The organism is Kineococcus terrestris (assembly GCF_041020755.1).
GTDB classification, from domain to species: domain Bacteria; phylum Actinomycetota; class Actinomycetes; order Actinomycetales; family Kineococcaceae; genus Kineococcus; species Kineococcus terrestris.
Genome location: NZ_JBEUEI010000001.1, coordinates 284,142 through 306,080 on the forward strand (window position 1 = coordinate 284,142; position 21,939 = coordinate 306,080).

Annotated in this window: 24 protein-coding genes; 13 read left to right on the top strand and 11 right to left on the bottom strand. The window is 76.7% G+C overall.

The window, feature by feature from the left end; translation table 11 throughout:
- Positions 1-6 precede the first annotated feature (6 nt).
- Entirely contained in the window at positions 7-480 is a 474-nt protein-coding gene (locus AB8M62_RS01185; RefSeq protein WP_373694820.1) for a very short patch repair endonuclease, read from the bottom strand.
- 156 nt (positions 481-636) lie between these two features.
- On the opposite strand from AB8M62_RS01185, the gene AB8M62_RS01190 reads away from it, so the two are divergent.
- Complete coding sequence (locus AB8M62_RS01190) at positions 637-1,572, top strand: aldo/keto reductase (protein ID WP_369068382.1); 936 nt, start codon at positions 637-639, stop codon at positions 1,570-1,572.
- A gap of 3 nt (positions 1,573-1,575) precedes the next feature.
- Here AB8M62_RS01190 and AB8M62_RS01195 read toward each other — a convergent pair whose 3' ends face one another.
- Entirely contained in the window at positions 1,576-2,346 is a 771-nt protein-coding gene (locus AB8M62_RS01195; protein WP_369068383.1) for a FadR/GntR family transcriptional regulator, read from the bottom strand.
- A gap of 152 nt (positions 2,347-2,498) precedes the next feature.
- On the opposite strand from AB8M62_RS01195, the gene AB8M62_RS01200 reads away from it, so the two are divergent.
- The 4 genes from AB8M62_RS01200 to AB8M62_RS01215 are packed head-to-tail and all read left to right on the top strand — an operon-like array spanning position 2,499 to position 6,653.
- Complete coding sequence (locus AB8M62_RS01200; RefSeq protein WP_369068384.1) at positions 2,499-3,467, top strand: tripartite tricarboxylate transporter substrate binding protein; 969 nt, start codon at positions 2,499-2,501, stop codon at positions 3,465-3,467.
- On the top strand, positions 3,464-4,039 hold the full coding sequence (locus AB8M62_RS01205; protein WP_369068385.1) for a tripartite tricarboxylate transporter TctB family protein: 576 nt from the start codon (positions 3,464-3,466) through the stop codon (positions 4,037-4,039). Before AB8M62_RS01200 ends, AB8M62_RS01205 begins: the two co-directional genes overlap by 4 nt.
- Positions 4,039-5,619, top strand: coding sequence for a tripartite tricarboxylate transporter permease (locus tag AB8M62_RS01210; protein ID WP_369068386.1), 1,581 nt, complete (start codon positions 4,039-4,041; stop codon positions 5,617-5,619). Before AB8M62_RS01205 ends, AB8M62_RS01210 begins: the two co-directional genes overlap by 1 nt.
- Positions 5,616-6,653 (top strand): 4-hydroxythreonine-4-phosphate dehydrogenase PdxA, encoded by a 1,038-nt coding sequence (locus AB8M62_RS01215; RefSeq protein WP_369068387.1) that lies wholly within the window; start codon positions 5,616-5,618, stop codon positions 6,651-6,653. Before AB8M62_RS01210 ends, AB8M62_RS01215 begins: the two co-directional genes overlap by 4 nt.
- Positions 6,654-6,716: 63 nt before the next feature.
- Here the strand turns inward: AB8M62_RS01215 and AB8M62_RS01220 are convergent, their stop codons facing one another.
- Positions 6,717-6,971, bottom strand: a complete 255-nt coding sequence (locus AB8M62_RS01220; protein WP_369068388.1) for a helix-turn-helix domain-containing protein — start codon at positions 6,969-6,971, stop codon at positions 6,717-6,719.
- A 302-nt stretch (positions 6,972-7,273) separates the two neighbouring features.
- Between AB8M62_RS01220 and AB8M62_RS01225 the strand changes: the two genes are divergently transcribed.
- From AB8M62_RS01225 to AB8M62_RS01235, 3 genes are all read left to right on the top strand, one after another.
- Positions 7,274-8,365 (top strand): HNH endonuclease, encoded by a 1,092-nt coding sequence (locus tag AB8M62_RS01225; RefSeq protein WP_369068389.1) that lies wholly within the window; start codon positions 7,274-7,276, stop codon positions 8,363-8,365.
- Positions 8,365-8,781 carry a hypothetical protein gene (locus tag AB8M62_RS01230; RefSeq protein WP_369068390.1) on the top strand — a complete coding sequence of 139 codons (417 nt, stop codon included), beginning with the start codon at positions 8,365-8,367 and terminating at the stop codon, positions 8,779-8,781. Before AB8M62_RS01225 ends, AB8M62_RS01230 begins: the two co-directional genes overlap by 1 nt.
- A gap of 126 nt (positions 8,782-8,907) precedes the next feature.
- Positions 8,908-10,365 (top strand): DUF2079 domain-containing protein, encoded by a 1,458-nt coding sequence (locus AB8M62_RS01235; protein ID WP_369068391.1) that lies wholly within the window; start codon positions 8,908-8,910, stop codon positions 10,363-10,365.
- Between the two features lies 1 nt (position 10,366).
- Here AB8M62_RS01235 and AB8M62_RS01240 read toward each other — a convergent pair whose 3' ends face one another.
- Positions 10,367-11,503, bottom strand: a complete 1,137-nt coding sequence (locus AB8M62_RS01240; protein WP_369055599.1) for an alpha/beta hydrolase family protein — start codon at positions 11,501-11,503, stop codon at positions 10,367-10,369.
- Between the two features lie 146 nt (positions 11,504-11,649).
- Here AB8M62_RS01240 and AB8M62_RS01245 point away from each other — a divergent pair, with 146 nt between their 5' ends.
- The 3 genes from AB8M62_RS01245 to AB8M62_RS01255 all read left to right on the top strand — a co-directional run bounded on the left by AB8M62_RS01245 (position 11,650) and on the right by AB8M62_RS01255 (position 14,022).
- Positions 11,650-12,258, top strand: a complete 609-nt coding sequence (locus tag AB8M62_RS01245; RefSeq protein ID WP_369068392.1) for a DUF6318 family protein — start codon at positions 11,650-11,652, stop codon at positions 12,256-12,258.
- A gap of 380 nt (positions 12,259-12,638) precedes the next feature.
- Positions 12,639-13,076, top strand: coding sequence for a PKD domain-containing protein (locus AB8M62_RS01250; protein WP_369068393.1), 438 nt, complete (start codon positions 12,639-12,641; stop codon positions 13,074-13,076).
- 55 nt (positions 13,077-13,131) lie between these two features.
- Positions 13,132-14,022: a nuclease-related domain-containing protein gene (locus AB8M62_RS01255; RefSeq protein WP_369068394.1), complete on the top strand. Its 891-nt coding sequence runs from the start codon at positions 13,132-13,134 to the stop codon at positions 14,020-14,022.
- 6 nt (positions 14,023-14,028) lie between these two features.
- Here the strand turns inward: AB8M62_RS01255 and AB8M62_RS01260 are convergent, their stop codons facing one another.
- The 6 genes from AB8M62_RS01260 to AB8M62_RS01285 all read right to left on the bottom strand — a co-directional run bounded on the left by AB8M62_RS01260 (position 14,029) and on the right by AB8M62_RS01285 (position 18,991).
- Positions 14,029-14,940: an ADP-ribosylglycohydrolase family protein gene (locus tag AB8M62_RS01260; RefSeq protein WP_369068395.1), complete on the bottom strand. Its 912-nt coding sequence runs from the start codon at positions 14,938-14,940 to the stop codon at positions 14,029-14,031.
- An 86-nt stretch (positions 14,941-15,026) separates the two neighbouring features.
- Positions 15,027-15,818 carry an anti-sigma factor gene (locus AB8M62_RS01265; RefSeq protein WP_369068397.1) on the bottom strand — a complete coding sequence of 264 codons (792 nt, stop codon included), beginning with the start codon at positions 15,816-15,818 and terminating at the stop codon, positions 15,027-15,029.
- A complete protein-coding gene (locus tag AB8M62_RS01270) occupies positions 15,805-16,467 on the bottom strand; it encodes an RNA polymerase sigma factor (RefSeq protein ID WP_369055593.1) in 663 nt (220 codons plus the stop codon). Before AB8M62_RS01270 ends, AB8M62_RS01265 begins: the two co-directional genes overlap by 14 nt.
- 68 nt (positions 16,468-16,535) lie before the next feature.
- A complete protein-coding gene (locus AB8M62_RS01275; RefSeq protein ID WP_369068398.1) occupies positions 16,536-17,216 on the bottom strand; it encodes a class F sortase in 681 nt (226 codons plus the stop codon).
- A complete protein-coding gene (locus AB8M62_RS01280; protein WP_369068399.1) occupies positions 17,213-18,052 on the bottom strand; it encodes a DUF4397 domain-containing protein in 840 nt (279 codons plus the stop codon). Before AB8M62_RS01280 ends, AB8M62_RS01275 begins: the two co-directional genes overlap by 4 nt.
- A 99-nt stretch (positions 18,053-18,151) precedes the next feature.
- Positions 18,152-18,991 carry a sulfurtransferase gene (locus AB8M62_RS01285; RefSeq protein ID WP_369055590.1) on the bottom strand — a complete coding sequence of 280 codons (840 nt, stop codon included), beginning with the start codon at positions 18,989-18,991 and terminating at the stop codon, positions 18,152-18,154.
- A gap of 100 nt (positions 18,992-19,091) precedes the next feature.
- On the opposite strand from AB8M62_RS01285, the gene AB8M62_RS01290 reads away from it, so the two are divergent.
- Positions 19,092-20,123, top strand: coding sequence for an LLM class flavin-dependent oxidoreductase (locus AB8M62_RS01290; protein ID WP_369055589.1), 1,032 nt, complete (start codon positions 19,092-19,094; stop codon positions 20,121-20,123).
- Positions 20,124-20,141: 18 nt separating this feature from the next.
- Here the strand turns inward: AB8M62_RS01290 and AB8M62_RS01295 are convergent, their stop codons facing one another.
- Positions 20,142-20,837 carry an SDR family oxidoreductase gene (locus tag AB8M62_RS01295; RefSeq protein WP_369055588.1) on the bottom strand — a complete coding sequence of 232 codons (696 nt, stop codon included), beginning with the start codon at positions 20,835-20,837 and terminating at the stop codon, positions 20,142-20,144.
- Positions 20,838-20,939: 102 nt separating this feature from the next.
- Between AB8M62_RS01295 and AB8M62_RS01300 the strand changes: the two genes are divergently transcribed.
- Positions 20,940-21,812 (top strand): helix-turn-helix domain-containing protein, encoded by an 873-nt coding sequence (locus AB8M62_RS01300; protein WP_369068400.1) that lies wholly within the window; start codon positions 20,940-20,942, stop codon positions 21,810-21,812.
- The last annotated feature ends 127 nt before the right edge of the window (positions 21,813-21,939 follow it).

The following is a 21,939-nucleotide window of genomic DNA, read 5'->3' on the forward strand; positions in this document are numbered from 1 at the left end:
GCGCCGTCAGGCCACCGTCGGCACCGCCGCGGTCACCGGGCGCGGTCGCCGGACGAGGGCCTCGACGCGGTCGGCGGCCGCCGCGACGTCCTCGTGCTCCCACACCCGCACGACCGTCCACCCGGCCTCGGCGAGCCGTTCGTCGGTGTCGCGGTCGCGGGCGACGACGCTGGCGAGCTTGACCCGCCACCACTGCGCGTTGGCGCGCGGAGGGTGCAGGTGCACCGGGCAGGAGTGCCAGAAGCAGCCGTCGACGAACACCGCGACGCGCGGGCCGCGGAACACCAGGTCGGCCCGACGACGGCGGTTCGTGCCCGGCGGGGTCGTGTCCACGAGGTAGCGCAGGCCCCGCCGGTACAGCTCGCGGCGCAGCGCGAGCTCCGGGCGGGTGTCCCGGCGGCCCGTGCGCCGCATCAGCGTCGCCGTCGCCGCCGACGACGCGGGCGGCGCGGGGCCCGGTTCCTGCCACGACGCGCCCACCCGACTCCCTCCCCGACCGGTCCCGCAGGAGGGTGGCAGCCGCCACCGACACGTCCGTCGAGCTCGTCGTGGTCAGCCGCCCGCGGTCCGGCGGCTGAACCGCCCGCACCACCTGCCAGGGTGGTGCGAGCACCCCCGACGACGAGGAGCCGCACCGTGACCGGAACCAGCACCCGACCGCTCGGCGCCACCGGCGCGGACGTCACCGCCCTGACGCTCGGCACGTCCGCGCTGGGCCGCACCGAGCGCGTCGACGACGACACCGCCGCGCAGGTGCTCGCCACCGCGCTGGACGCGGGGCTTACCGTGGACACCAGCAACGAGTACGGCGGCGGGAACAGCGAGGTCCGCGTCGGCCGGGCGTGGGCCGAGCGCCCGGGGACGGCGTCGCTGCTCGCCACGAAGGTGGACCCTCTGCCCAGCGGGCCGTTCGACGCCGAGCGCGTGCGCACCTCGATCGCGGAGTCGCGCGAGCGCCTGGGGATGGACCACCTGCCCGTGGTGTCCCTGCACGACCCCGAGCGCATCTCCTTCGAGGACGCGGTGGCGCCGGACGGGCCGTGGCGGGCGCTGCTGGACCTGCGCGAGCAAGGCGTCGTCGGCGCGGTCGGGGTCGCCGGCGGGCCGGTCGGGCTGCTGCGGCGGTTCGTCGCCACGGGCGAGGCGCAGTACGTCGTCACCCACAACCGCTGGACGCTGCTGGACCGCTCCGCGGGCGCGCTGCTGGACGACTGCGCCGAGCGCGGCCTCGGGGTGTTCAACGCCGCGCCGTTCGGCGGCGGCCTGCTCGCCAAGGCGCCCGGCACCCCCGGCGCGACGTACGCCTACCGCGAGGCCCCGCCCGCGCTGCTGGAGGCGGCCGCCGCGATGGCCGCCGCGTGCGAGCGCCACGGCACCGACCTCGCCACCGCCGCGCTGGTGTTCAGCCTGCGCGAGCCGCGGGTGACCTCGACGATCGCGGGCGTGACGCGGGTGGAGCAGTGGGAGCGGGCGCTCGCGCAGGCGGGGGCGGACCTGCCGGACGAGCTGTTCGCGGAGCTGGAGGAGCACCTGCCGGAGCGCGAGCACTGGCTGCTGGCGCGGGAGAGCTGACCCTCAGGCGCCCTCCTCGGCCGCGCCGGCGCTCAGGTTGCGCATGAGCCTCGCCTCCGCGTTGCGCATGTGGGTGCGCATGCACCGCTCGGCGCTCGCGGTGCGGCCGGCGGTGATGGCGTCGAGGACGGCGCCGTGCTCGGCGAGCGTGTCGTGCACGTGCCCGTCGTCGGCGCGCACCGCGCGCGTCATCCACACTCCCAGCAGGGTGCGCACGCTGCCGAGCATCCCCGCCAGCACGGCGTTCTGGGACGTCTCGGCGACCTCCAGGTGGAAGGCGACGTCGGCGCGGACGAACTCCTCCAAGTCTCCGGCGTCGCCGGCGTCCTGCATCTCCTGCAGCCGCCGGCGGATGCGCACCAGCGCCTCGGGGGTGCGCTCGCGGGCGGCGATGCCGGCCAGCGCCACCTCCAGGTGCCGGCGGGCCTCCACGAGCTGCAGGGTCTCGGGACGGCCGAGGACGAGCCCCCACTCCACGGCCTGCGGCAGCAGGTCGGAGGGACGGCCGGTCAGGTAGGTGCCGGAGCCGTGCCGGCTGTCCACCACGCCCAGCAGGTCCAGCGCCGCCAGCGCCTCGCGCACGGCGGAGCGGCCGACGCCGAGGTCGGCGGCCAGCTGGCGCTCGGAGGGCAGGCGGTCGCCGGCGGCCAGGTGCTCGTCGGCGATGTGGGCCAGGACGCGCCGGGCGGTGTCGGACACGGAGGGACCGCCGCGCTGGGCGGGGACGTCCACGTCCGCGGCCGGCGGCGCACCCTCGTCGGTGCTGCGAGGCATGCCCGGACCGTACCAACACCGCGACGAGTGGTCGACCACTTAACCGCGAGTGGTTGACCACTCGGCATCCACTCCCCTACGGTCCCGGGCGTACCCCGACCTCCCCGACGACGACGTGCGGACCCGACCGGGCCTCCGCAGAAGGGGTGACGATGACGTCACGACTGACCACGGCGGTGGCCCTCGGCGCGACCACCGCCCTGCTGGCGGGGTGCAGCCTCGCCAGCCTCCAGCCCCCCGTGCCCGACGACTGGTCCCCGCGCGGGTCCGTCCCCGCCGTCGTGGCGTTCGCCCCCGGCGGCGGCAGCGACCGCTCCGCGCGCGTCCTGGCGCAGGCCCTCAACGAGCGCGACGCCGGCTACGACGTCAACGTCCACAACCAGGAGGGCGGCTCCGGGGCCGTCGGCTGGTCGACGTTCCTGTCCGAGGAGGGCAACGGCAACACCCTCCTCGTCGCCGAGGGAGCCCTGAACACCCTGCCCATCGTCTTCGACGTGCCGTTCACCTACCGCGACTTCACCCCCCTGGTGATGTTCGCCGAGGACTCGCGGATGGTGGTGGCGCCCGCGGACTCCCCGTTCGAGACGTGCGCCGACGTCGTCGCCGGCAGCGGCGGCGAGCGCGTCGTGTCCGGTTCCAGCGGCCGCACCGGCGCCGACGCGATCGCCATCGACGGACTGGTGCGCAACGGCGCCGAGCTGGACGTCGTGCCCTACGGCTCCACCGGTGAGGTCATCACCGGCCTGCTCGGCGGGCAGGTCGACCTGGCGCCCGTCAGCGCCGCGGCCGCCAAGCCGTACCTGGAGAACGGCGACGTCAAGGCGCTGTGCACGATGTCGGAGGAGCGCTTCGACGACCCCGTCCTCGGGGACGTGCCCACCGCCCGCGAGCAGGGCGTCGACGCCGTCGTCAGCCTGTGGCGCGGGGTGTTCGGCGCCGGCGGCATCGCCGACGTGCAGCGCGAGAAGTGGATCGAGGAGCTGGGCGCGGCGATGGACTCCGAGGCCTACCGCGACTACATCGCCACCGACCTGCTCATCCCCGCGGACCTGCGCGGCGAGGAGTTCCGCGCCTACCTCGACGACTACGACCGGCAGATGCAGGAGGTGTTCGCCTCGTGAGCACGACGACGTCCGCACCCGCGGGCTCCCCGCCGCGCCAGCGCCCGCCGCGGCCCGTGGCCGTTCTGGCCTCGACCGCGGTGGTGGCGGCGCTCGCCGCTGCCGCTCTCGTCCTCTCGGCTCCCTACCCCTTCAGCAACGCCGACGGCTCGATCGGCCCCGGAGCGATGCCCCGCGTCGTGTCCGGAGCCCTGCTGCTGGTCTGCCTGGGCCGCCTGGCCGCGCTGGAACTGACCCACCGCCGGACGGCCGCGCCGGCCGTCGTGGCGACCACCTCCGACGGCGAGGGCGCCACCGGTGACGGCGCGCAGGAGGTGCCCGGCGCGCACCGCAAGCTGCTGCGCGTGGGCGCCACCGTCCTGGTGACCGCGCTGGCCATCCCGTTCGCCGGGCTGCTGCTCAGCCTCACCGCCATGACGTTCTTCCTCGCCGCGGTCGTGGAGAAGCAGCCGGTCGTGCGCTCCGCCGTCGTCGCGGGCGCCACCTTCGTCGTCACCTACCTGGTGTTCGGCGTGCTGCTGCGCGTCCCGCTGCCGCTGGGCGTGTTCGACCCGGCCCTGTGGAGGTCGTGATGTGGGAGAACCTCGCGGCCGGCGCGGCCGCCGCCGTCACCCCCGAGAACCTGCTCTGGTGCTTCATCGGCGCCGTCCTCGGCACCGTCATCGGGATCCTGCCCGGCCTCGGCTCGGCCACCGGCGTGGCGATCCTCATCCCCGTCACGCTGACCCTGTCGCCGCTGACCGCGCTCATCATGCTCGCCGGCATCTACCACGGCGCCCAGTTCGGCTCCACGACCACGGCCATCCTCATCGCCACGCCCGGCGAGTCCTCCAGCGTCGTCAGCACGTTCGACGGCTACCAGATGGCGCGCAAGGGGCGGGCCGGGCAGGCGCTCGCGATCTCCACGATCGGCGCCTTCGCCGCGTCCGTCGTCAGCCTCGGGTTCCTCATGCTCCTGGCGCCCTCGTTCGCGCGGCTGGCGCTGAACTTCGGGCCGCCGGAGATGCTGGCCATCATGGTGCTGGGCCTGGCCACCATCGTCGTGTTCTCCGGCAAGGCGCTCGTGCCGGGCCTCATGATGGGCCTGCTCGGGATCCTCGTCGCCTGCGTGGGCGTCGACGTCGGCAGCGGCACCCCCCGCTACACCTTCGGAGAGGTCAACCTCTTCGGCGGCCTGCCCTTCGTCGAGGTGATGATCGGCCTGTTCGCGCTCGGGGAGCTGCTCAACCAGCTGCACCGCGGCAGCGTCACCCCGATCCGCACCCGCTTCCGCGACCTGCTGCTGACCCGCGAGGACCTGCGCCGCTCCGTCGCCCCGACCGTGCGCGGCGGTGTGGTCGGGTTCCTCCTGGGCTGCCTGCCCGGTGCCGGCACCACGCTGGCCTCGTTCATGGCCTACGGCGCGGAGAAGCAGTTCTCCAGGAACCGGCGCGAGCTGGGCACCGGCGCCATCGAGGGCGTCGTCGCCCCCGACGCCGCGACCGGCGCCGCCTCGAACGCCAACTTCGTGCCCACCCTCGCGCTGGGCGTCCCCGGTGGCGCCACCACGGCCGTCCTGCTCGGCGCGTTCCTCGTCTACGGCATCCAGCCCGGGCCGATGCTGTTCGAGCAGCAGCCCGTCCTCGTGTGGGGCCTGCTGTTCTCCTTCCTCGTCGGCTCGTTCATGCTGCTGGTGCTGAACCTGCCGCTGGCGCCGGTGTTCGCGCAGATCCTGCGCGTGCGGTACGCGTTCATGTACCCGCTCATCATCGCCACCAGCCTGCTGGGCGCCTACTCGGTGAAGAACAGCATGTTCAGCGTCTGGGTCGTGCTCGTGTTCGGCGTCGTCGGCTACGCCATGAAGCGCCTGGACCTGCCGATGGCCCCGCTCGTCCTCGGCCTGGTCATCGGCCCGCTGTTCGAGAAGGCGCTGGTCCAGACCTCCGCGCTGGCCGGGGACGCGGGCATCGCGTCCCTGGTGCTCACCAGCCCCGCGGCGATCACCGTCCTCGCGCTGGCGCTCGTCCTCGTCGCCGGCCCGCTCCTCGTCGCCCGCCTGCGCCCGCAGCGCGTCGTCGAGGACGCCGCCCCGGAGACCGTCACCGTCGGCGCCCCCGCCGGCGACGACCAGACCGACCGCACCACCCGCACCGACCGACAGGGAGACCGATGACCCCGCCGACCACCCCGACCGCCGCGAAGCCCCGCATCGCGCTGACGTTCGGCGACCCGGCCGGCGTCGGGCCCGAGCTCGTCGCCAAGCTGCTCGCGCTGCCCGCGACGAGCGAGCTGGCCGACGTGGTGCTCGTTTCCGACGAGGAGGAGATCGCCGGCGCCGAGGCCGACGCCGGCGTGCCGGTCCGCTGGTCGCACGACCCCGACGACGGGCTGCCGACCCTGCACCCCACCCGCGGCACCCGCCCCGACGGGGGCTTCCAGCGCCGGCAGGCCACCGCCGAGGGGGGCCGCTGGTCCCTGGACGCCCTGGCCACCGCCCTCGACCTGGTCCGCCAGGGACGCGTCGACGCGATCGTGTTCGCCTCGCTGAACAAGACGTCGATGCACCTGGCGGGCATGGCCGAGAACGACGAGCTGCACTGGTTCGAGTCCGTCCTCGGCGCCGACCCCGCCGGTGACGGGTTCACCTGCGAGATCAACGTGCTGCCCGGGCTGATGACCTCCCGCGTCACCTCGCACGTCTCCATCGCCGAGGTCGACGCCGGCATCACCCCCGAGCGCGTCCTCGGCGCCGGCCGGCTGCTGCACCGCCTGCTCACCGAGCGCGGCACCGCGGCGCCCAGGCTCGCCGTGTGCGCGCTGAACCCCCACGCCGGGGAGGGCGGCCGCTTCGGCCGTCACGAGATCGAGGTCATCGCCCCCGCGGTGGAGCAGCTGAAGGGCGAGGGGATCGACGTCCAGGGACCGTTCCCCTCCGACACGATCTTCCTGCGCGCCCGCACCGACGAGTTCGACGGCGTCGTGACGATGTACCACGACCAGGGGCAGATCGCGATGAAGCTCATCGGCTTCGACCGCGGCGTCACCGTCGCCGGCGGCCTGGAGGTGCCGATCTGCACGCCCGCGCACGGCACGGCCTTCGACATCGTCGGCGAGCGGAAGGCCGGCACCGGCGCCATCGAGCACGCCTTCGAGATCGCCGCGTCCATCGGCGCGCGCCGGCGCGGGGCGGCGCTCACCCGCGCCTGAGCGCGGCACCAGGACGGGGTGGCCGCTCGAGGAGACGGGCGGCCACCCCTCAGCGGGTTGTCGTCAGTCCTTCCGGCCGGCGCGGGGGACGACCGCGAGGTCGTGGCCGAGCACCGCGAACAGGTCGAGGAGCCGCCGCACCTGCAGCGAGACCTCACCGGTCTCCAGGACGCTGACGTACTGGCGGCTCACCACGGCCCACTCGGCCAGCTCGTGCTGGTTCATGCCGGAGGCCCGGCGCAGGTCGGCGAGCGCCTGCCCGAGCTGCTCGGGCGTGGCGACCCGCCGGACCCCTCGACCGCCAGGATTTCCGGTCACCGCGCATCGTCGTGCCTCTCGCCAGGATTTCCCGGTAAGGCGCGGGGCTCGGGCCGCCCCTCCCCTCCAGGGGCGGCCCGGTCACGGCCCCACCACCCGGCTCACCCGGCTCGGCGTCCCCCGCTGCGCGCGGCCGGCGACCCGCACGAGCGGTGAGGCACGACGTCGAGGGTGCCGGGAGCGGGTGGCGCCGTCGTCGGACCGCGGGGGGATCACCGCGTGCTCCCGTGGTCGTACCGTCCCCGTGAGCGAGGGGTGGCGCCGGAGCTGCACCGGGTCGCCGGGACGGGCAGGTTGGACCCGTGAGCGCCCTGGACCCCCTCGACGTCGGCGCCCGCGTCGCCGGGCTGCTCGCCACAGGGCGCCGCGTGTCCACGTACAAGCTCGCGACGCTGTCCGCGCTGCTGCAGCACTGCCTGGAGCACCCCGCCGGGCCGGGCGACACCCTCGTCGTCCCGATCACCGACCTCGCCGACCGGGTCGTCGAGCTGTACTGGACGCAGGTGCGGCCCTTCGGCCGCCTCGGGCCGCTGCGGCAGAACGAGCAGGCCGACCGCTCCACCCGCACCCTGCTGGACCGGGTCGCCGCCCTGCGCACGGCCGCCGGCGCCGCGGGCCTGGCCTCCCCCGCGCAGGCGCGCGCCGCCGACCCCGCCGGCTGGGCGCGCGAGCGCCGCGAGGTCGCGCGCACCCTGGCGCAGCAGCCGCTGTTCGCGCTGCAGCGCACCGGGGGCGGCGACCGGGCGGCGCCGTTCCTGTACGACGACTCGTGGCTGTCGAAGAAGGTGACGACCCGCGAGCTGGACGCCCACGGCTGGAGCGTCGAGCTGATGCCCGGTGCCGCGCACGCCCTGGCGCGGGTGTCCGGGCTGCTGCAGCCGGTCGTGCAGCGCTGGTGGGTCGTCGACGTGCAGCGGATGAACCGCGCCGAGCTGGCCGCTCCGGACGTCGAGGCGTTCCTGTTCGGCGCCGACCGGATCGACCTGGGGCCCGTGCGCGCCGGGCTGCGCGACCTGCAGTCCGGGACCTGCTTCTACTGCGGTGCCGGTCTGGGCGCGGAGACGCACGTCGACCACGTCCTGCCGTGGTCGCGCACGGGCATCGACGGCCTCGCCAACCTCGTGCTCGCCGACCCGCGGTGCAACGGCGACAAGTCCGCGACGCTGCCCGCGCTGCACCACGTCACCGCCGCGCTGCACCGCCCGCCCGGCGACCTCGCGGCCCTGGCCGCGCCGCTGCGCTGGCCGCTGGAGCGCGAGCGGGTCCTCGGCGCCGCGCGCACCCTGTACCGCACGAGCCCGCCGGGCACGCCGCTGTGGCGGGCGCGCGGCGCGTACGACCTGCTCGACCCGACGGCGGTGCCCGGCTGGGCGGGCGCGCCTACCGTGGGCTGATGAGCGCGCGCCGACGCCGTCACGTCCTCGCCCTCCTCGTCGCCGCGGTCGTCGTCGGCGCGGCGGTCGCCGTGGGCGCGTCGCTGCGGGACCCCGCACCGCGGGGCGGCGCCCCGACCGCGGGCAGCACGACGGACCCCGGGGACGCCGCCGGCACCCGGCTCGCCGACGAGTTCCCCGGCGTCGAGGCGACCTGCGCGCCAGGCGGGACGACGGCGCGCGTCACCGTGGCGCCCGGCGCCCTCGCCGCCGGCGCGCACCGGATCACCGTGGAGTGGATGGACGCCGCGGACGCGCAGCTGGCCACCGCCGGTGCGGACGTCGAGGTGACCGGCGACGCGGAGGCCGTCGTGGACGTGCCCGGCGGGGTCGCCGGCGCCGCCGTGTGCCGGGTCGCGGCCGTCGAGCCCCGCTGATCCGCCCCGGCCGGACAGGACGATGAACGATCCCCCGCTCTGTGATCTTGCTGGGATTCCCAGCAAGATCACGGAGGGAGGGGGCGGGACGGCGCGGAGCCCGCGCGCTGGGGGACGATGCTGCCCGTGCCCGTCGCCGCCCGCCCCGCCCCGCCGTCCACGGCCCCGCCGCGGACGCACCGCCTCGACGTCGCCCTCGCGGCCCTCCTCGGCACCGCGGTCGTCACCTGGCTGGGGCTGGCGCAGTGGAACCTCGGGCGCGCCGGCGCGTACGACCTCGGCATCTTCGTGCAGGCCGCCCAGTCGTGGGTCGCGGGCGAGCTGCCGCGCAGCGAGATCCGCACCCCCGGCGGGTGGCTGCTGTTCGGGGAGCACTTCTCCCCCGTCACCGTCCTGTTCGGGGCGGCGTGGGCGCTGTGGCAGGACCCGCGCGCGCTGCTCGTCGCGCAGGGGATCAGCCTCGGCGTCGCGTCGGGGCTGCTGCAGCGCACCGCGTCCCGGCACGTGGGCCGCGGCGGCGCGTGGGCCGTCACGGTCCTGTTCGTCCTCTCGTACGGCGTGGTGGCGATGGCGACGTTCGACGTGCACGAGGTCGCGTTCGCGGTGCCGCTGCTCATCGGGGCGCTGTCGGCCGTGCTGGAACGGCGGGTGCGCGCCGCGGTGGCGTGGTCGCTGCCGCTGCTGCTCGTCAAGGAGGACCTCGGCCTGAGCGTCGGGGCGATGGCCGTGCTGCTGTTCCTGCGCTCGCGCACGCCCGGTGAGCGGCGCTGGGCGGTGGCGCTCGCCCTGGCCGCCGTCGCCGGGCTCGTCGGGGCGGCGTTCGTCATCCAGGCCGCGAACCCGTCGGGGCAGAACCCGTTCGCGCCGGCGTTCGCCTCGCTGTTCGGCGGAGGTTCCTCGAGCGGGTCGGCGCCCGTCGGGCCGAAGGTCGCGCTCGTCGTCACCGCGCTCGCCGCCGGCGGGTTCTGCTGGGTCCTCTCGCCGCTCGCGCTCGTCGCGCTGCCCACCGTGGGCTGGCGGCTGGTCACGTCGGTGGAGAACCACACCTCCACGGGGTTCCACTACGACGCGGTGCTCATGCCGGTCGTGGCGCTCGCCGTCGTGGACGTCGCCTCGCGCGCCCGGCACCGCCGCGCCGTCCTCGCGCTGGCGCTGGTGTGCGGGCTGGCCGCGAGCGCCGTGAACACCGCCCGCCACGGGGACGACCCGAACCCCTTCGACGCGGACGCGTGGCGTCCCGGGCCGGTCGCCCGCGACCTCGCCGCCGTCCGGGACGAGCTGCCGCGCGGCGCGGTGGTGGCCGCCGACGCCGACTCCGGCGCCTACCTGACCGGCCGCGGAGACCTCGTCGTGCGCGAGGCCGCGGCCCGGTTCGCCAACCCGGCGGAGTGGATGGTGCTGAACCTGGCGCGCGGGAACCGCGCGGCCAAGGAGTCCACGGTGGCGGCGGCGAGCGCGGCCCCCGGCGTGGAGGTGGTGCGGCGCGGGGACGTCGTCGCGCTCGGGTTCGCCTGCGAGGGCCTGGTGCGCATCGACGGCGGGCGCGACGACCTGCCCGACCCGGTGTGGGTGACCGGCTGCTGAGTCAGCCCACCTCGTCCAGCCACGCGAACGCCTCGCGCTGCATCGCGGCGTCGAACACGTGCCCGGCCTCGTGCCGGGAGCCGGTGTAGGGGCCGTCGCCGTAGCGGGCGCGGATCCGCTCGTCCGCGCGGCGCACCCCCTCCGCGGGGAACAGCTCGTCGCGCGTCCCGAACTGCACGAGCAGCGGGCGGGGCGCAGCGGCGGCCACCACGTCCGGCCAGTCCCCGACCCGGCCCAGCCCGGGCGAGACGAGCGCCCAGCTGTGGCCGTGCAGGTGCTGCGGCAGCAGTTCGCGCAGCGTCGAGGCCATGCACGTGACGACCACCGCGGTCGCCGGTGCGCCCAGCGCCGACGCGACGGCCGCGCGCGCCCCGCCACCCGACAGACCGATCAGCGCCGTGCGGTCCGCGTCGACGCCCGGCAGGCCGGTGAGCACCCGGTGCGCCAGCAGGTCCTCGCGCGCCACCACCCCCGCCCACGACGTGCCCAGCACCCCGAGCGCCTTGGCGACCGCGTCCTCCGCCGGCCCGGCGTGCACGTCGTACTCGGCGACCTCGTCGAGGACCTCTCCGCGCGCGCTGCGGGCCGCGAGGTCGAGGGCGGCGACGTGCTCGCTGCGCGCCGGCATCCCCTCGACCGGCAGGCGCCGGCTGCCCCACCCGTAGGCGTCGTGGACGAGGACCGCACGGCCGGTGCGGGCCAGGTCCTCCGCGACCGGGCGCCCGGCGTACAGGTCGTCGCGGACCCGCTGGAGCACCGGGTGGGCGGGCCGGCCATCCGCGCCGTCGGCGAGCTTGTCGAGGCCGAACCTCTTGAGGCCGCCGTGGCAGTGCAGGTGCAGCGCCCCCGGCAGCGCCGACCGCTCCGCCGCCGGACGCAGCAGCCGGCCGGCCACCCGCGGCCCGAACCCCGCGTCCCACGACAGCTCCGTCCCGTCCAGGCCGTCGCGGGACCACTCCGCCTCCACCCGCACGTCGAGGTCGTCCGGGGGGTCCAGCAGACCCAGGACCGCGCGCAGCCGGCGCGACACCTCCTCGCCCGAGGGGTCGTCGTCGCCGAACAGCGGCCAACTGCGGGCCGCCAGCTCCACCAGCCCGTCGGGGACGCCGAGGCATCCGTGCGTCCCGCTGCGCTCCACGGTGCCTCCGGTCGGTCGACGACGGTGTCGTTCTCGGTGTCGCGCCCGACCCTAGTGATCCGCCGTCACCCGGACGGCGGACGGGTTGTCCACACCGGCCCGTCCGCCGGCGACCGCAGCAGGTCGCGGCGCCTAGCGTGCCGCGGGTGCGTGCCCGCCCCCTCCTCGCGACCGTCCTCGCGCTCACCGCGCTCACCGGGTGCTCCAGCGACGCGGAACCCGTCTCCGCTGTCGCTCCGGTGCCTGTCGTTGAGGCGACGCCGACCGCGGATCCGGTGCCCGTGGAGACCCCCGTCGTCGAGGCGTCGGCACCGACGCCCACACCGACCGGGCCGGGATTGACATGGGTGTACGAGCAGAACGGGCGGTTCGAGGAGATGGAGGCCGCGACGTTCGTCGCGTACCTCGTCGCCGCCTCGAACTACGGCTGGGAGTTCAACGACAGCCGGCCACTGCGCGCCATCAGTAGTCCGTCGTGCGAGACGTGCCGCCAGTGGGCTGATTCGATGGATGCCGCTCTCAGGGACGGCAGAGTTTTCGAAGACGGACAGATGTACCTCCGCAGCACCCTAGTCACTGAAGTGTTCCCGGAGACGCAGGAGATGACGGTTGAGTTGATCACCCGTACCGTCGCCGGCCGCGAGTTGTCACGAGATGGCGAGGTGCTCGAGGAGTTCTCCGCGAACGACTACGAAGAGGGCCCGGTGTACGTCGTCATGGAGAACGGCAAGTGGCAGATCACCGAGATTATCTGAAGTCTGCATTGATCGGCTTGACCATCGCCCTCATGACCTCAGTCATGCAAGTGCCCTCAGCGGCGGCGGCGTGCTCACCCTCTCGCTCGACGGCATCCGGCAAGAACGAGTTTTCGGTGAGCATGCGCAAGAAGTGCCCTCCACCGCCCCCCAATCCGGGTAAGCCGGGCAGCAAGACGTCACCAAGCTCGCGCCCACCTGCCTTCGAACGCCGCTCCCAACCGGCCTGCGGCGACAACAGTTGCGGTGACCGCGCCTGCTCCGTCGGCGAGACGTTCATGGCCAACTGGACACGAGCCGCCGGCACGGAGGGTCCGTGGGCGTCAGCAGGCGGGTCCTGCGTCCCCGCCGCCCGCGCGGCAGCGGGCGGGCAGGTCGTCGTGCTGCCCGCCGTGACCATCGAGGACGTCACCCGCCTGGGCTTGCCGCCCGCGCGCGCGACGCTGGAACCCGGCACCGGCGACGTCGTCCTCAACGTGCCCGTCAACGTGTTCGCGGACACCGGCCCGGTCGTGCGCGAGACGGAACTGCTGGGGTTCCCGGTGACGATCCGCGCCACCCCCGTCAGCTTCACGTGGACCTTCGGCGACGGGACCACGCTCGGCCCGACGGCCGACCCCGGCGCGCCGTGGCCCGCGATGACGACCACCCACACGTACACGACCCCGGGCACCTACGAGGTCGCGCTCACCACGACGTGGACGGCGACGGCCTCCGTCGCGGGCCTGCCGCCCGAACCGGTTCCCGGCACGGTCGACGTCGCCACCGCGGCGGGGACCCTGACCGCCCGCGCGGGCACCACCGTCCTCACCCGCTGACCCGGACGGGTGAGGCTCCCTCCAGCCGGTGCGCGCACCTGCCGACGCTCACGCCGTGGAGCACCGTGCCGCCGGCCAGGGCGCCGCCGAGCAGGCCGCCCGGTACGCGGAGCAGGTGCAGGACCTGCGCGCCCGGCTCGAGGACCTCGAGCGGCGGCACCGCGCGTGGGCCGCCGGCGCGGAGGGCGAGCGCCTCGTCGGGGAGGTCCTCGACCAGCTCGCCCCGCACGGCTGGCGGGTCCTGCACGACGTGCACTGGCCCGGCCGGCAGCGGGCCAACATCGACCACCTGGCCGTCGGGCCCGGCGGGGTCGTCGTCGTCGACAGCAAGAACTGGTCCGGCCCGGTGGACGTGCAGGCGGACACCGTCCGCGCCGGGGGCCGGTCGAAGGCGGGCGAGCTCGCCGGGGTGCGCGACGCCGCGGCCGCCGTCACCGCGCACCTGCCGCCGAGGCGGCGCACCACCGTGGTGGGAGTGCTGTGCCTCGTGCAGCAGGAGGTGCCGCCGCGGACCGTCGCCGGGGTCACCGTGGTCGGCCGCGCGCACCTGGCCGACGCGCTGACCGCGCTGCCCGCCGTGCTGTCCCCGGCCGCGGTGGACGCCACCGCGGCCGAGCTGCACCGCCTGACGTCCCGGCGCACACCGCCCACGCCGACGACGGCGGACCTCGCGCGCACCCGCGCGGCCACCCGCGAGCTCCCGGCCCGCGCCCGCAGCACCGCCCGGCGACCGGCCACCCGACCGGCGACCCGGCCAGCCGTCACCGGATCGGTCCGCCGCGCCCTGGCCCGGTTCCTGCTGGCCGTCGTCCTGCTGGCCGTCGCGTCCGCGGCGCTGCCCGCCCTCGTCACCTCCGTCGCCGCCGCCGTCACCGCGGGTGTGGCCGAGCACCTGCCCCGCCCGGCGGCACCGGAGCCGGCGGCGCCGCAGCCACCGGCGCCCTGAGCGGCGTCAGGCGCCGCGGCGGCCGCCGACCCCGTCGGTGAGCCGGTCGGCCAGCGCGTCGAGGACGTCGGCGACGTCGACCCGCGCCGGCAGCGCCTCGGGCCCGTGCGCGGCGCCCAGCCACGCCCCGGCCAGGGCGCCCGCCCCGGCCGCGCGCGGGGCCGTGAGCGCCAGCCGCAGCGCCAGCCGGGGCTCGCGCGGGTGGGACAGGACCGCGTAGACGGCGGCGGCCAGCACGCCCGTGCACGCCGGCCCGCCGCCCAGCACCTCGGCCAGCTGCGGGTCCCCGGGCGTGCGGTGCGCGGCCCGGACGGCGGCGTCGGCCGCCCACACGGCGCGCGCGTCCAGCCCGGCGAGCACCGCCGCGGCGAGCGCGTGCCCGACCGCCCCGGTCAGCGGCGTCCCGCGCAGGGCGGCGGCCGCGACGAGGGCGGCGATCCCGGCGGGCGCCGCGGTGACGTGCCCGTGCGTGAGGACGGCGGTGCGCGCGGCGGTGAGGGCCACCGCGGAGTCCGCGCCGTCCTCCGTGAGCCCGAGGGCGGCCACGGGGAGCGCGCGCACGACGGCGTGCCAGCCGGCGCTCGTGGTCAGCGGATCGCGCAGCGTCCCGGCGGCACCGGTGGCCAGCGCGCGCGACGTCGCGCCGGACGGGCCGCGGTCCTCGTGCAGCAGGGACGGACCGGACGCCGCGAAGGCCCGGTACCGCTGCGACCAGCGGCGGTAGGCGGCGTGCACCTCGGCGACGGGGTCGGTGCCCGTCCCCGCGCGCAGCAGCCCCTCGGCGCTGGCGCACGCCAGCTGCGCGGCCACCCCGTGCCGCAGCACGCCCCCCGCACCAGGGCTCGCGGCGCCCAGCGCCTCACCCGCGGCGAGGCCGCGCAGCAGGCCCCGCACCGTCCCGGTCGTCGTCCGTTCCACGAGCGGCGGATCGGCCGGGGCGCCGGGCGCCTGCACCCGCGGCGGTGGGCACCACCCGTCCGCTGCGGCGACGTCGCCCGTCCGGCTCAGGCGCTCTCGGCCCGCGGGGACAGCTGCCCGCGCAGCACCGAGTCCGAGGAGTGCCCCGGGTCGCCGTCCAGCGGCTCGCGGGAGACGTCGACGGTGGAGAAGCGCTCCAGGTCCACGTCGGCCGGCAGCACCGCCGTGAACTCCTCCCCGACGAGCGGGCCGAGGGCGATGAGGCCGCCGTCGGCGTCGAGCAGCCAGGCCTCCAGCACGCCGTCGGCGGCGGGGGCGACGCCGCTGACGCGCACGACGAGCTGGTGGTGGCCGTCGACCTCGTGCACGTCGGCGATGCCGGTCCCGTCGGAGTCCAGCGGGTCCAGGACCGCGGAGGCGACGAGGGGCGCGGGCGGCGGGACGGCCACGGGGTCGACGGCACCGCGGTCCCACGCCCGCACCCCCAGCGCGCCGGCGCCCGCGCCGACCAGCAGCGCGGCCGCCAGGGCGAGCCAGCGCGCCGGGCGGGCCGCCGGCAGCGGACGCGGCTGCGGCGGCAGGACCGCGTCGGGCACGGGCGCCGGCACGGGGCGCTGCGGGTGCGAGCGCACCCCGGTCTCGCGGGCGACGGCTTCCCAGGTGCCGGCGGGGACCGGCACGGGCGCGACCCGCTCGGTGCTGCGTGCGGCCACCACGGTGCGCGCGTAGCGGTCGACCTCGTCGCGGCAGGCCGCGCACGCGGCCAGGTGGTCGGCCACCCGCGGGGGGGCCGGTTCTCCGAGAGCTGTCAGGACGGCTTCTTCGTCGCTGAGGTGCTCGCCGCCGCTCGCGGCGCCGCCGTCCTCAGGTCGGTCCACCGTCGTCCTCCAGCCGGTCTCGCAGGCGCCGCAACGACCGGCGCAGGTGGCTCTTCACGGTGCCGACGGGCAGCTCCGTGAGCTCGGCGATCTGCTGGTGGGTCAGGTCGTCGAAGAACGCCATCCGCAGCAGCGTGCGCTGCGGTTCGCCCAGGTGGTCCAGCTCGTCGAGCAGGACGATCCGGTCGGCGACCAGGTCGTGCGGCAGCGGGCCGGACGTCCCGGTCTCACCGGCGGGCAGGTTACCCGGTTCGGCGACCAGCTCGACCGTGCGGTGCCGGGCGGTGAGGGCGTCGGCGATGCGGTGGCGGGCGATGCCGACCAGCCAGGCCGGCAGCGCCGAACGGGCCGGGTCGTAGCGGTCGTGCGAGCGCCAGGCGGAGACGAACACCGCCTGCACGACGTCCTGGGCGTCCGCGTCGGGCATGCGGCGCAGCGCCAGCGCGTGCACGAGACCGGACCAGCGGGTGAAGGCCTCGGCCAGGGCGTCCTCGGCGCCCTGCGCGAAGGCGGCGGCGACGGTGGCGTCGTCGGCGACCGACAGGTCCGGGCGGGCCGGTTCGTGGACGGTCGCGGGCGCGACGAGCGCGGCGGTCTCCTCGCGTCCGGCCCACGCGCGCCGCAGGGCGACGACGGCGCGCGGAGTCATGTCCCCCACGGTACGGAGCGGCGGCCGGTCCGCCAGCCGGAGACCCGTCCGCTCGACCACCGCGGTGTTCACGGCACCGGCTGCGCGCGGACCACGACGTTGTCCTCGTAGCTGCGCGTGACGGGGTCGAAGTCGCCGCCGCACGTGACGACGACCAGCTCGTGCGGTCCGGTGCGCCGGAAGACCTCGTCCAGCGGCAGGGCCGTCTTCTCCACCGAGCGGCGGGCGACGACCTCGTAGGCGGCCGTGGACCCGTCGGCCAGCAGCACCTCCACGCGGGCGCCCTCGGCGACCCCGGCCAGCGGGTACAGGGCGCCGGGCCCGGCCGCGGCGGTGTCGACGTGGCCGGCGACCACGGTGGTGCCCTCGCCGCCCGGGGCGGCGCTCCAGCGGTACCAGCCGACGACGTCGCCGTCGGCGGGCACGTCGAAGGCGCCGTCCTCGCGCACGCCGACGTCGACGAGGGGGGCGTCGACGCCGAGGTCGGGGATGCGCAGCCCCACGGGCGCGGGCCGCGCGGCCGGCACCGTCGGGGTGGCCGGCCGCGCGGTCCACGACGGGCGCGCGGCGGGGTCCGGACCGGTGACGGGGCCGGGGGTCGGCGCGCTGGTGGCCACCGCCGCGGGGGGTGGTGCGGCGGCAGCCGGCCCGAACTCCTGCGCGGGCCGGCTGCCCCACCACGCCCCCACGAGGGCGAGCCCGGCGAGCGCCGACACCGCGCACAGCAGCGCCTGCGCTCGCCCGGTCACGACCGGTCGGCCGGCTGGGTGCGGCGGATCGCGACGAGACCGGCACCGGCGGTCACCAGGGCCAGGGCGCCGGCACCGGCGACCCAGCCGGGCAGGCCGTCGCTGGCGAGGCCGGCCTCGCCCGAGGGCACGCCGCTCGGGCTGGAGCCGCCGCCGTGGACGGTCTGGGTGGCCAGCTGCAGGTTGCCGTCCTCGGCCGAGCCCCACGCGTACACGATGGTCTGCACGCCCTCGGGCAGGTTCACGTCGGCCGGGCCGATCGCCACGTCGGAGGTCCCGGCGAGCACGACGTCGGCGGAGACGGTGCCGGCGGGCACGGTCGCGCTGGCCTCGTTCGGGTTGGTCAGCCCGGTCAGGACGGGCTGGCCGCCGGCGCGCACGTCGACGGCCGGGGCGGCCGCGGTGTGCCGGACGGTGAGCTCGGCCTCGCCGGGCGCCAGGTCGGACGGGTCGTTGACGAACGGGGTCAGCACGGGCGTGCCCTCGGCCGACAGGTGGGCGGCGACGGTGACGTTCGCGCCCGCCGGCACCTGCACCCCGTCGGCGGAGATCGCCGGCTCGGTGCTCTCCGGGTCCGCGCCGGCCGGGTACACGGCCAGGTCGTAGCTGCCGGCGGGCAGCTCCTGCGGGTCGGTCAGGGTGCCGGGGGTGAAGCCGGTGAGCAGCGCGTCGCCGTTGGCGTAGACGTCCACGGGGGTGTCCGGCACGCCGTGCAGGATCGAGACGGTCGCGGTGCCCGCGGTCGAGGCGGCGGCGGTGCCGGCCAGGGCGAGCGGGGCCGCGAGCGCCACGAACGGCGCGGCGACGAGGGCGGCGGTGCTGGGAACCTTGCGCACGGGGTCCTCCTCGGGCGGTGGGACGCCGCGGTGGCGTCCCTGTGCCCCCTCTTCCGGCGCGGGGGCGTCCCCGGATGCACGCGGTTCCCGCGTTCTTCGTCAGCCCGGTTCCGGGCCGGTGGCGACGGGCCGGGCGGGGTCGGCGACCCACTGCGACCACGAGCCCGGCCACAGGAGCGCGGGGACGCCGGCGACCTCGAGGGCCAGCAGCGCGTGCGCGGCGGTGACGCCGCTGCCGCAGTAGACGCCCACGGTCCGGCCGGGCTCGGCGCCGAGGGCGGCGAAGCGCTGCCGCAGCTCCCGCGGCGGCAGGAAGCGGCCGTCGGCGCCGACGTTGCCGGTGGTGGGGGCGCTGCGGGCGCCGGGCACGTGCCCGGCGACGGGGTCGACGGGCTCGACCTCGCCGCGGTAGCGCTCGGGCGCGCGGGCGTCGAGCAGGACGCCGTCGCGGGCCAGGCGGGCGGCCGCGTCGGCGTCCAGGACGGGCAGGGCGCCGGGGCGCACCACCACGTCGCCGGGCGCGGGCAGCGGCGCGGCGGTCTCGACGGGGCCGCCCGCGGCGACCCACGCCGCCCACCCGCCGTCCAGGACCCGCACGTCGGGCAGCCCCGCCCAGCGCAGCACCCACCAGCCGCGGGCGGCGCTCGTGGCGGGGCCCGCGTCGGTGACGACGACGCGCGAGCCCTCGCGCACCCCGGCGTCGCGCAGGACCTCCTGCAGCGCCGCGGGGTCGGGCAGCGGGTGCCGGCCGGTGCCGGGGCCGGGCGGGGAGGCGAGCTGGGTGTCGAGGTCGACGTACACCGCGCCGGGCGCGTGGCCGCGGGCGTGCTCGGCGGCGCCGTCGGGCCCGCCGAGGCTCCAGCGCACGTCGAGCACCACGGGCGGGTCGGCGCCCTCCAGCTCGGCGCGCAGCTCGTCGACGCTCACCAGGGGGTGCACGCTGCCAGTGAACACCCGGTGGCCCGAGCGCCCGCCCGCGGTGGCCGGGGCGTCCCCGGCGGCGTATAGTTGAAGCAACAACTTTCGAGGACGGTGCGGTGTGGGACGACGTGCGGGGCGCCTGGGCCTGGGGCTGCTGACGTTCGTGCCCGACCACACGGGCGGGGCGGCCGCGCTGGAGCACGGCCTGCGGCTCGTGGAGCTGGCCGAGGACCTCGGCTACGACACCGCCTGGGTGCGCGTGCGCCACCACGAACCGTTCCTGTCCTCGCCGATGACGTTCTTCGCCGCCGCCTCGCAGCGCACCCGGCACGTGCACCTGGGCACCGGTGTGATCCCCATGCGCTACGAGGACCCGCTGCGCCTGGCCGAGGACGCCGCCACCGTCGACCTGCTCAGCGGCGGGCGCCTGGAGCTGGGCGTCAGCGGCGGCATCCCCGTCACCGCCGGCGTGCTGGACACCGTGCACGGCTCCTCGCCGCGCGGGTTCGCCGGTGAGGCCCAGCACCGCACCGCCCTCCTGCGCGAGGCGCTGGCCGGTCGCGCCGTCGGCCACGCGCCCGACGGCTTCATGTCGCTGCCGGCCGGCAGCGACCTGCGCACCACCCCGCACAGCCCCGGCCTCGTCGACCGCCTCTGGTACGGGGCCGGTTCGCGGGCCAGCGCGGTGCGCACCGGCGAGCAGGGCCTGCACCTGCAGGTGTCCACGCTCAACACCGAGGAGACCGGCGAGCCCTTCGACGTGGCGCAGGCCCACCAGGTCGAGGCCTACCGCGCCGCCCGCGCCGCCGCCGGGCACGGCGACGGCCGGGTCAGCGCCGGGCGGATCCTCCTGCCGCAGCTCGACGGCCGGGACGTCGTGGACCACCGCGAGTTCCTCGACGGCTACCGCTCGGGCATGACGGCGGACGGGCGCCCCAAGGGGCCCGGCGGGCCGCCGATGCGGTTCAGCCCGGCGCTCGCCGGGCGCCCCGACGACCTCGTGGAGGCCCTCCTGCGGGACGCGGCCCTGCCGCTGGTCGACGAGCTGGTCGTCGTGCTGCCCGCCAACGGGCCCGTCGAGGCGCACGAGCGGATCCTGCGCGCGACGGTCGAGCACGTCGCCCCGCACGTGGGGTGGAAGCCCGCCTGAGCCCCGCGGGGCCCGCGCTCACCAGGGCACGGGGCCCGAGCGGTCCAGGAAGCGGCCGGTCGGCCCGTCCGGGCCGATCGTCGCCAGCTCGACGACCGCGTCCGTGCCCTCCGTGACGTCCTGCGGACCGGAGTGCCCGTTGAAGTCGGTGGCGGTGTACCCGGGATCGGCCGCGTTGACCTTCACGTCCGGCCACGCCTTGGCCCACTGGACGGTGAGCATCGTCAGCGCCGCCTTGGACGCGCAGTACAGCGGCGCGGCGAGCGTGGACTCCACGCGCGACGGGTCGCTCGTCACCGCGAAGGACCCCATGCCGCTGGAGACGTTGACGACGACGGGGTGCGCGGAGGCGCGCAGCAGCGGCAGGAACGCGTGCGTGACGCGGACGACGCCGACGACGTTCGTCCCGAGGACGGTGCTCGCGTCCGCGGCCGTCAGCTCCTCCGCCGGCCGGTACGGCTGGTTGAGGCCCGCGTTGTTGACGAGGACGTCGAGGCCGCCCTCGCGGGCCCGGACGTCCGCCACGGCCGCCTCGACGGAGGCGTCGTCGGTGACGTCGAGCTGCACGAACCGCACCCCCAGGGCGTCCGCGGCGGCCCGGCCGCGGTCGGGGTCGCGCGCACCCAGCAGGACGGTGTGCCCGGCCGCGGCGAGGCGGCGGGCGGTCTCGTAGCCGAGGGACCTGTTGGCCCCGGTGATCAGCGTGGTGGTCATGGCGCCACGCTCGCCGGTGCGGGGAGAGCGGGCCAGGACCCGTCCGGCGGGAGGACCGGCAGTACCAGGACCGGACCGCGGCGACAGGGGCACCATGACGACGTGGACGTCGACACCTTCGGCGCGGCGCTGCGGCGCTGGCGCGACCGCCTCTCGCCGGTCGACGTGGGCCTGCCGCACCGGCGCGGGCGCCGCGCGGCCGGGCTGCGCCGGGAGGAGCTGGCCGAGCTGGCGGGGCTGTCCGTGGACTACGTCGTGCGGCTGGAGCAGGGCCGGGCGCGCCACCCGTCGGCGCAGGTCGTGGCCTCGCTGACCCGGGCCCTGCAGCTGAGCGCCACGGAGGTGGAGCACGCGCACCGCCTCGCGGGCCTGCTGCCGCCCTCCCGCGGCGCCGTGTCCACGCACGTCCCACCCGGGGTGCAGCGGGTCCTCGCGCAGCTGTCGCACTTCCCCGCCGCGGTGTTCGGCGCCGACTGGACGCTGCTGACGTGGACACCGGCGTGGGCGGCCCTCATCGGGGACCCCGTCGGCCTGGCGCCGGAACGGCTCAACCTCGTCCGGGCGGTCTTCACGGGCGACGTGGGCGGGCTGGCCGCGTGGCCCGTCCGCAACGCCGACCCGGGCATGCCGGCCGCGCTGGTGGCGGACCTGCGCAGCGCGCTGACCGAGCACCCGGACGACCCGGCGCTCACGGCCCTGGTGGAGGAGATGAGGACCACGAGCACGGACTTCGCCGACCTGTGGGAGCGCGGAGCGGTGAGCCGCCACGTCTCGGCGCGCAAGACGGTCGAGCACCCCCTCGTCGGGGACGTCACCTGCGACTGCGACGTCATGACGGTGCCAGGCAGCGACGTGCGCCTCGTGGTCTACACCGTCGCCGCCGGCTCACCGGACGAGGAGAAGCTGGCGTTCCTGCGCGTGGCGGCCGGCCAGCGCACCGACGCGCCAGGCACCGTCCGCTCCGAGCTCGCCTGAGGCCCTCCGTCGACGAGGAGGCTGCAGAAACGAGGAAGGGGTGCCGGTCCCCGGTACCCACCCCGCGCGGGGTGGTACCAGGGACCGACACCCCTTGCTCGAAGAAGTGTGGCCGGCGGTGTCCTAC

Coding starts and splice junctions, on each gene's coding strand:
- AB8M62_RS01195 (WP_369068383.1), bottom strand. CDS start 2,346: ATGCCTCGCAGCACCGACGAGGGTGCGCCGCCGGCCGCGGACGTGGAC.
- AB8M62_RS01200 (WP_369068384.1), top strand. CDS start 2,499: ATGACGTCACGACTGACCACGGCGGTGGCCCTCGGCGCGACCACCGCC.
- AB8M62_RS01210 (WP_369068386.1), top strand. CDS start 4,039: ATGTGGGAGAACCTCGCGGCCGGCGCGGCCGCCGCCGTCACCCCCGAG.
- AB8M62_RS01215 (WP_369068387.1), top strand. CDS start 5,616: ATGACCCCGCCGACCACCCCGACCGCCGCGAAGCCCCGCATCGCGCTG.
- AB8M62_RS01230 (WP_369068390.1), top strand. CDS start 8,365: ATGAGCGCGCGCCGACGCCGTCACGTCCTCGCCCTCCTCGTCGCCGCG.
- AB8M62_RS01270 (WP_369055593.1), bottom strand. CDS start 16,467: ATGACTCCGCGCGCCGTCGTCGCCCTGCGGCGCGCGTGGGCCGGACGC.
- AB8M62_RS01295 (WP_369055588.1), bottom strand. CDS start 20,837: ATGACCACCACGCTGATCACCGGGGCCAACAGGTCCCTCGGCTACGAG.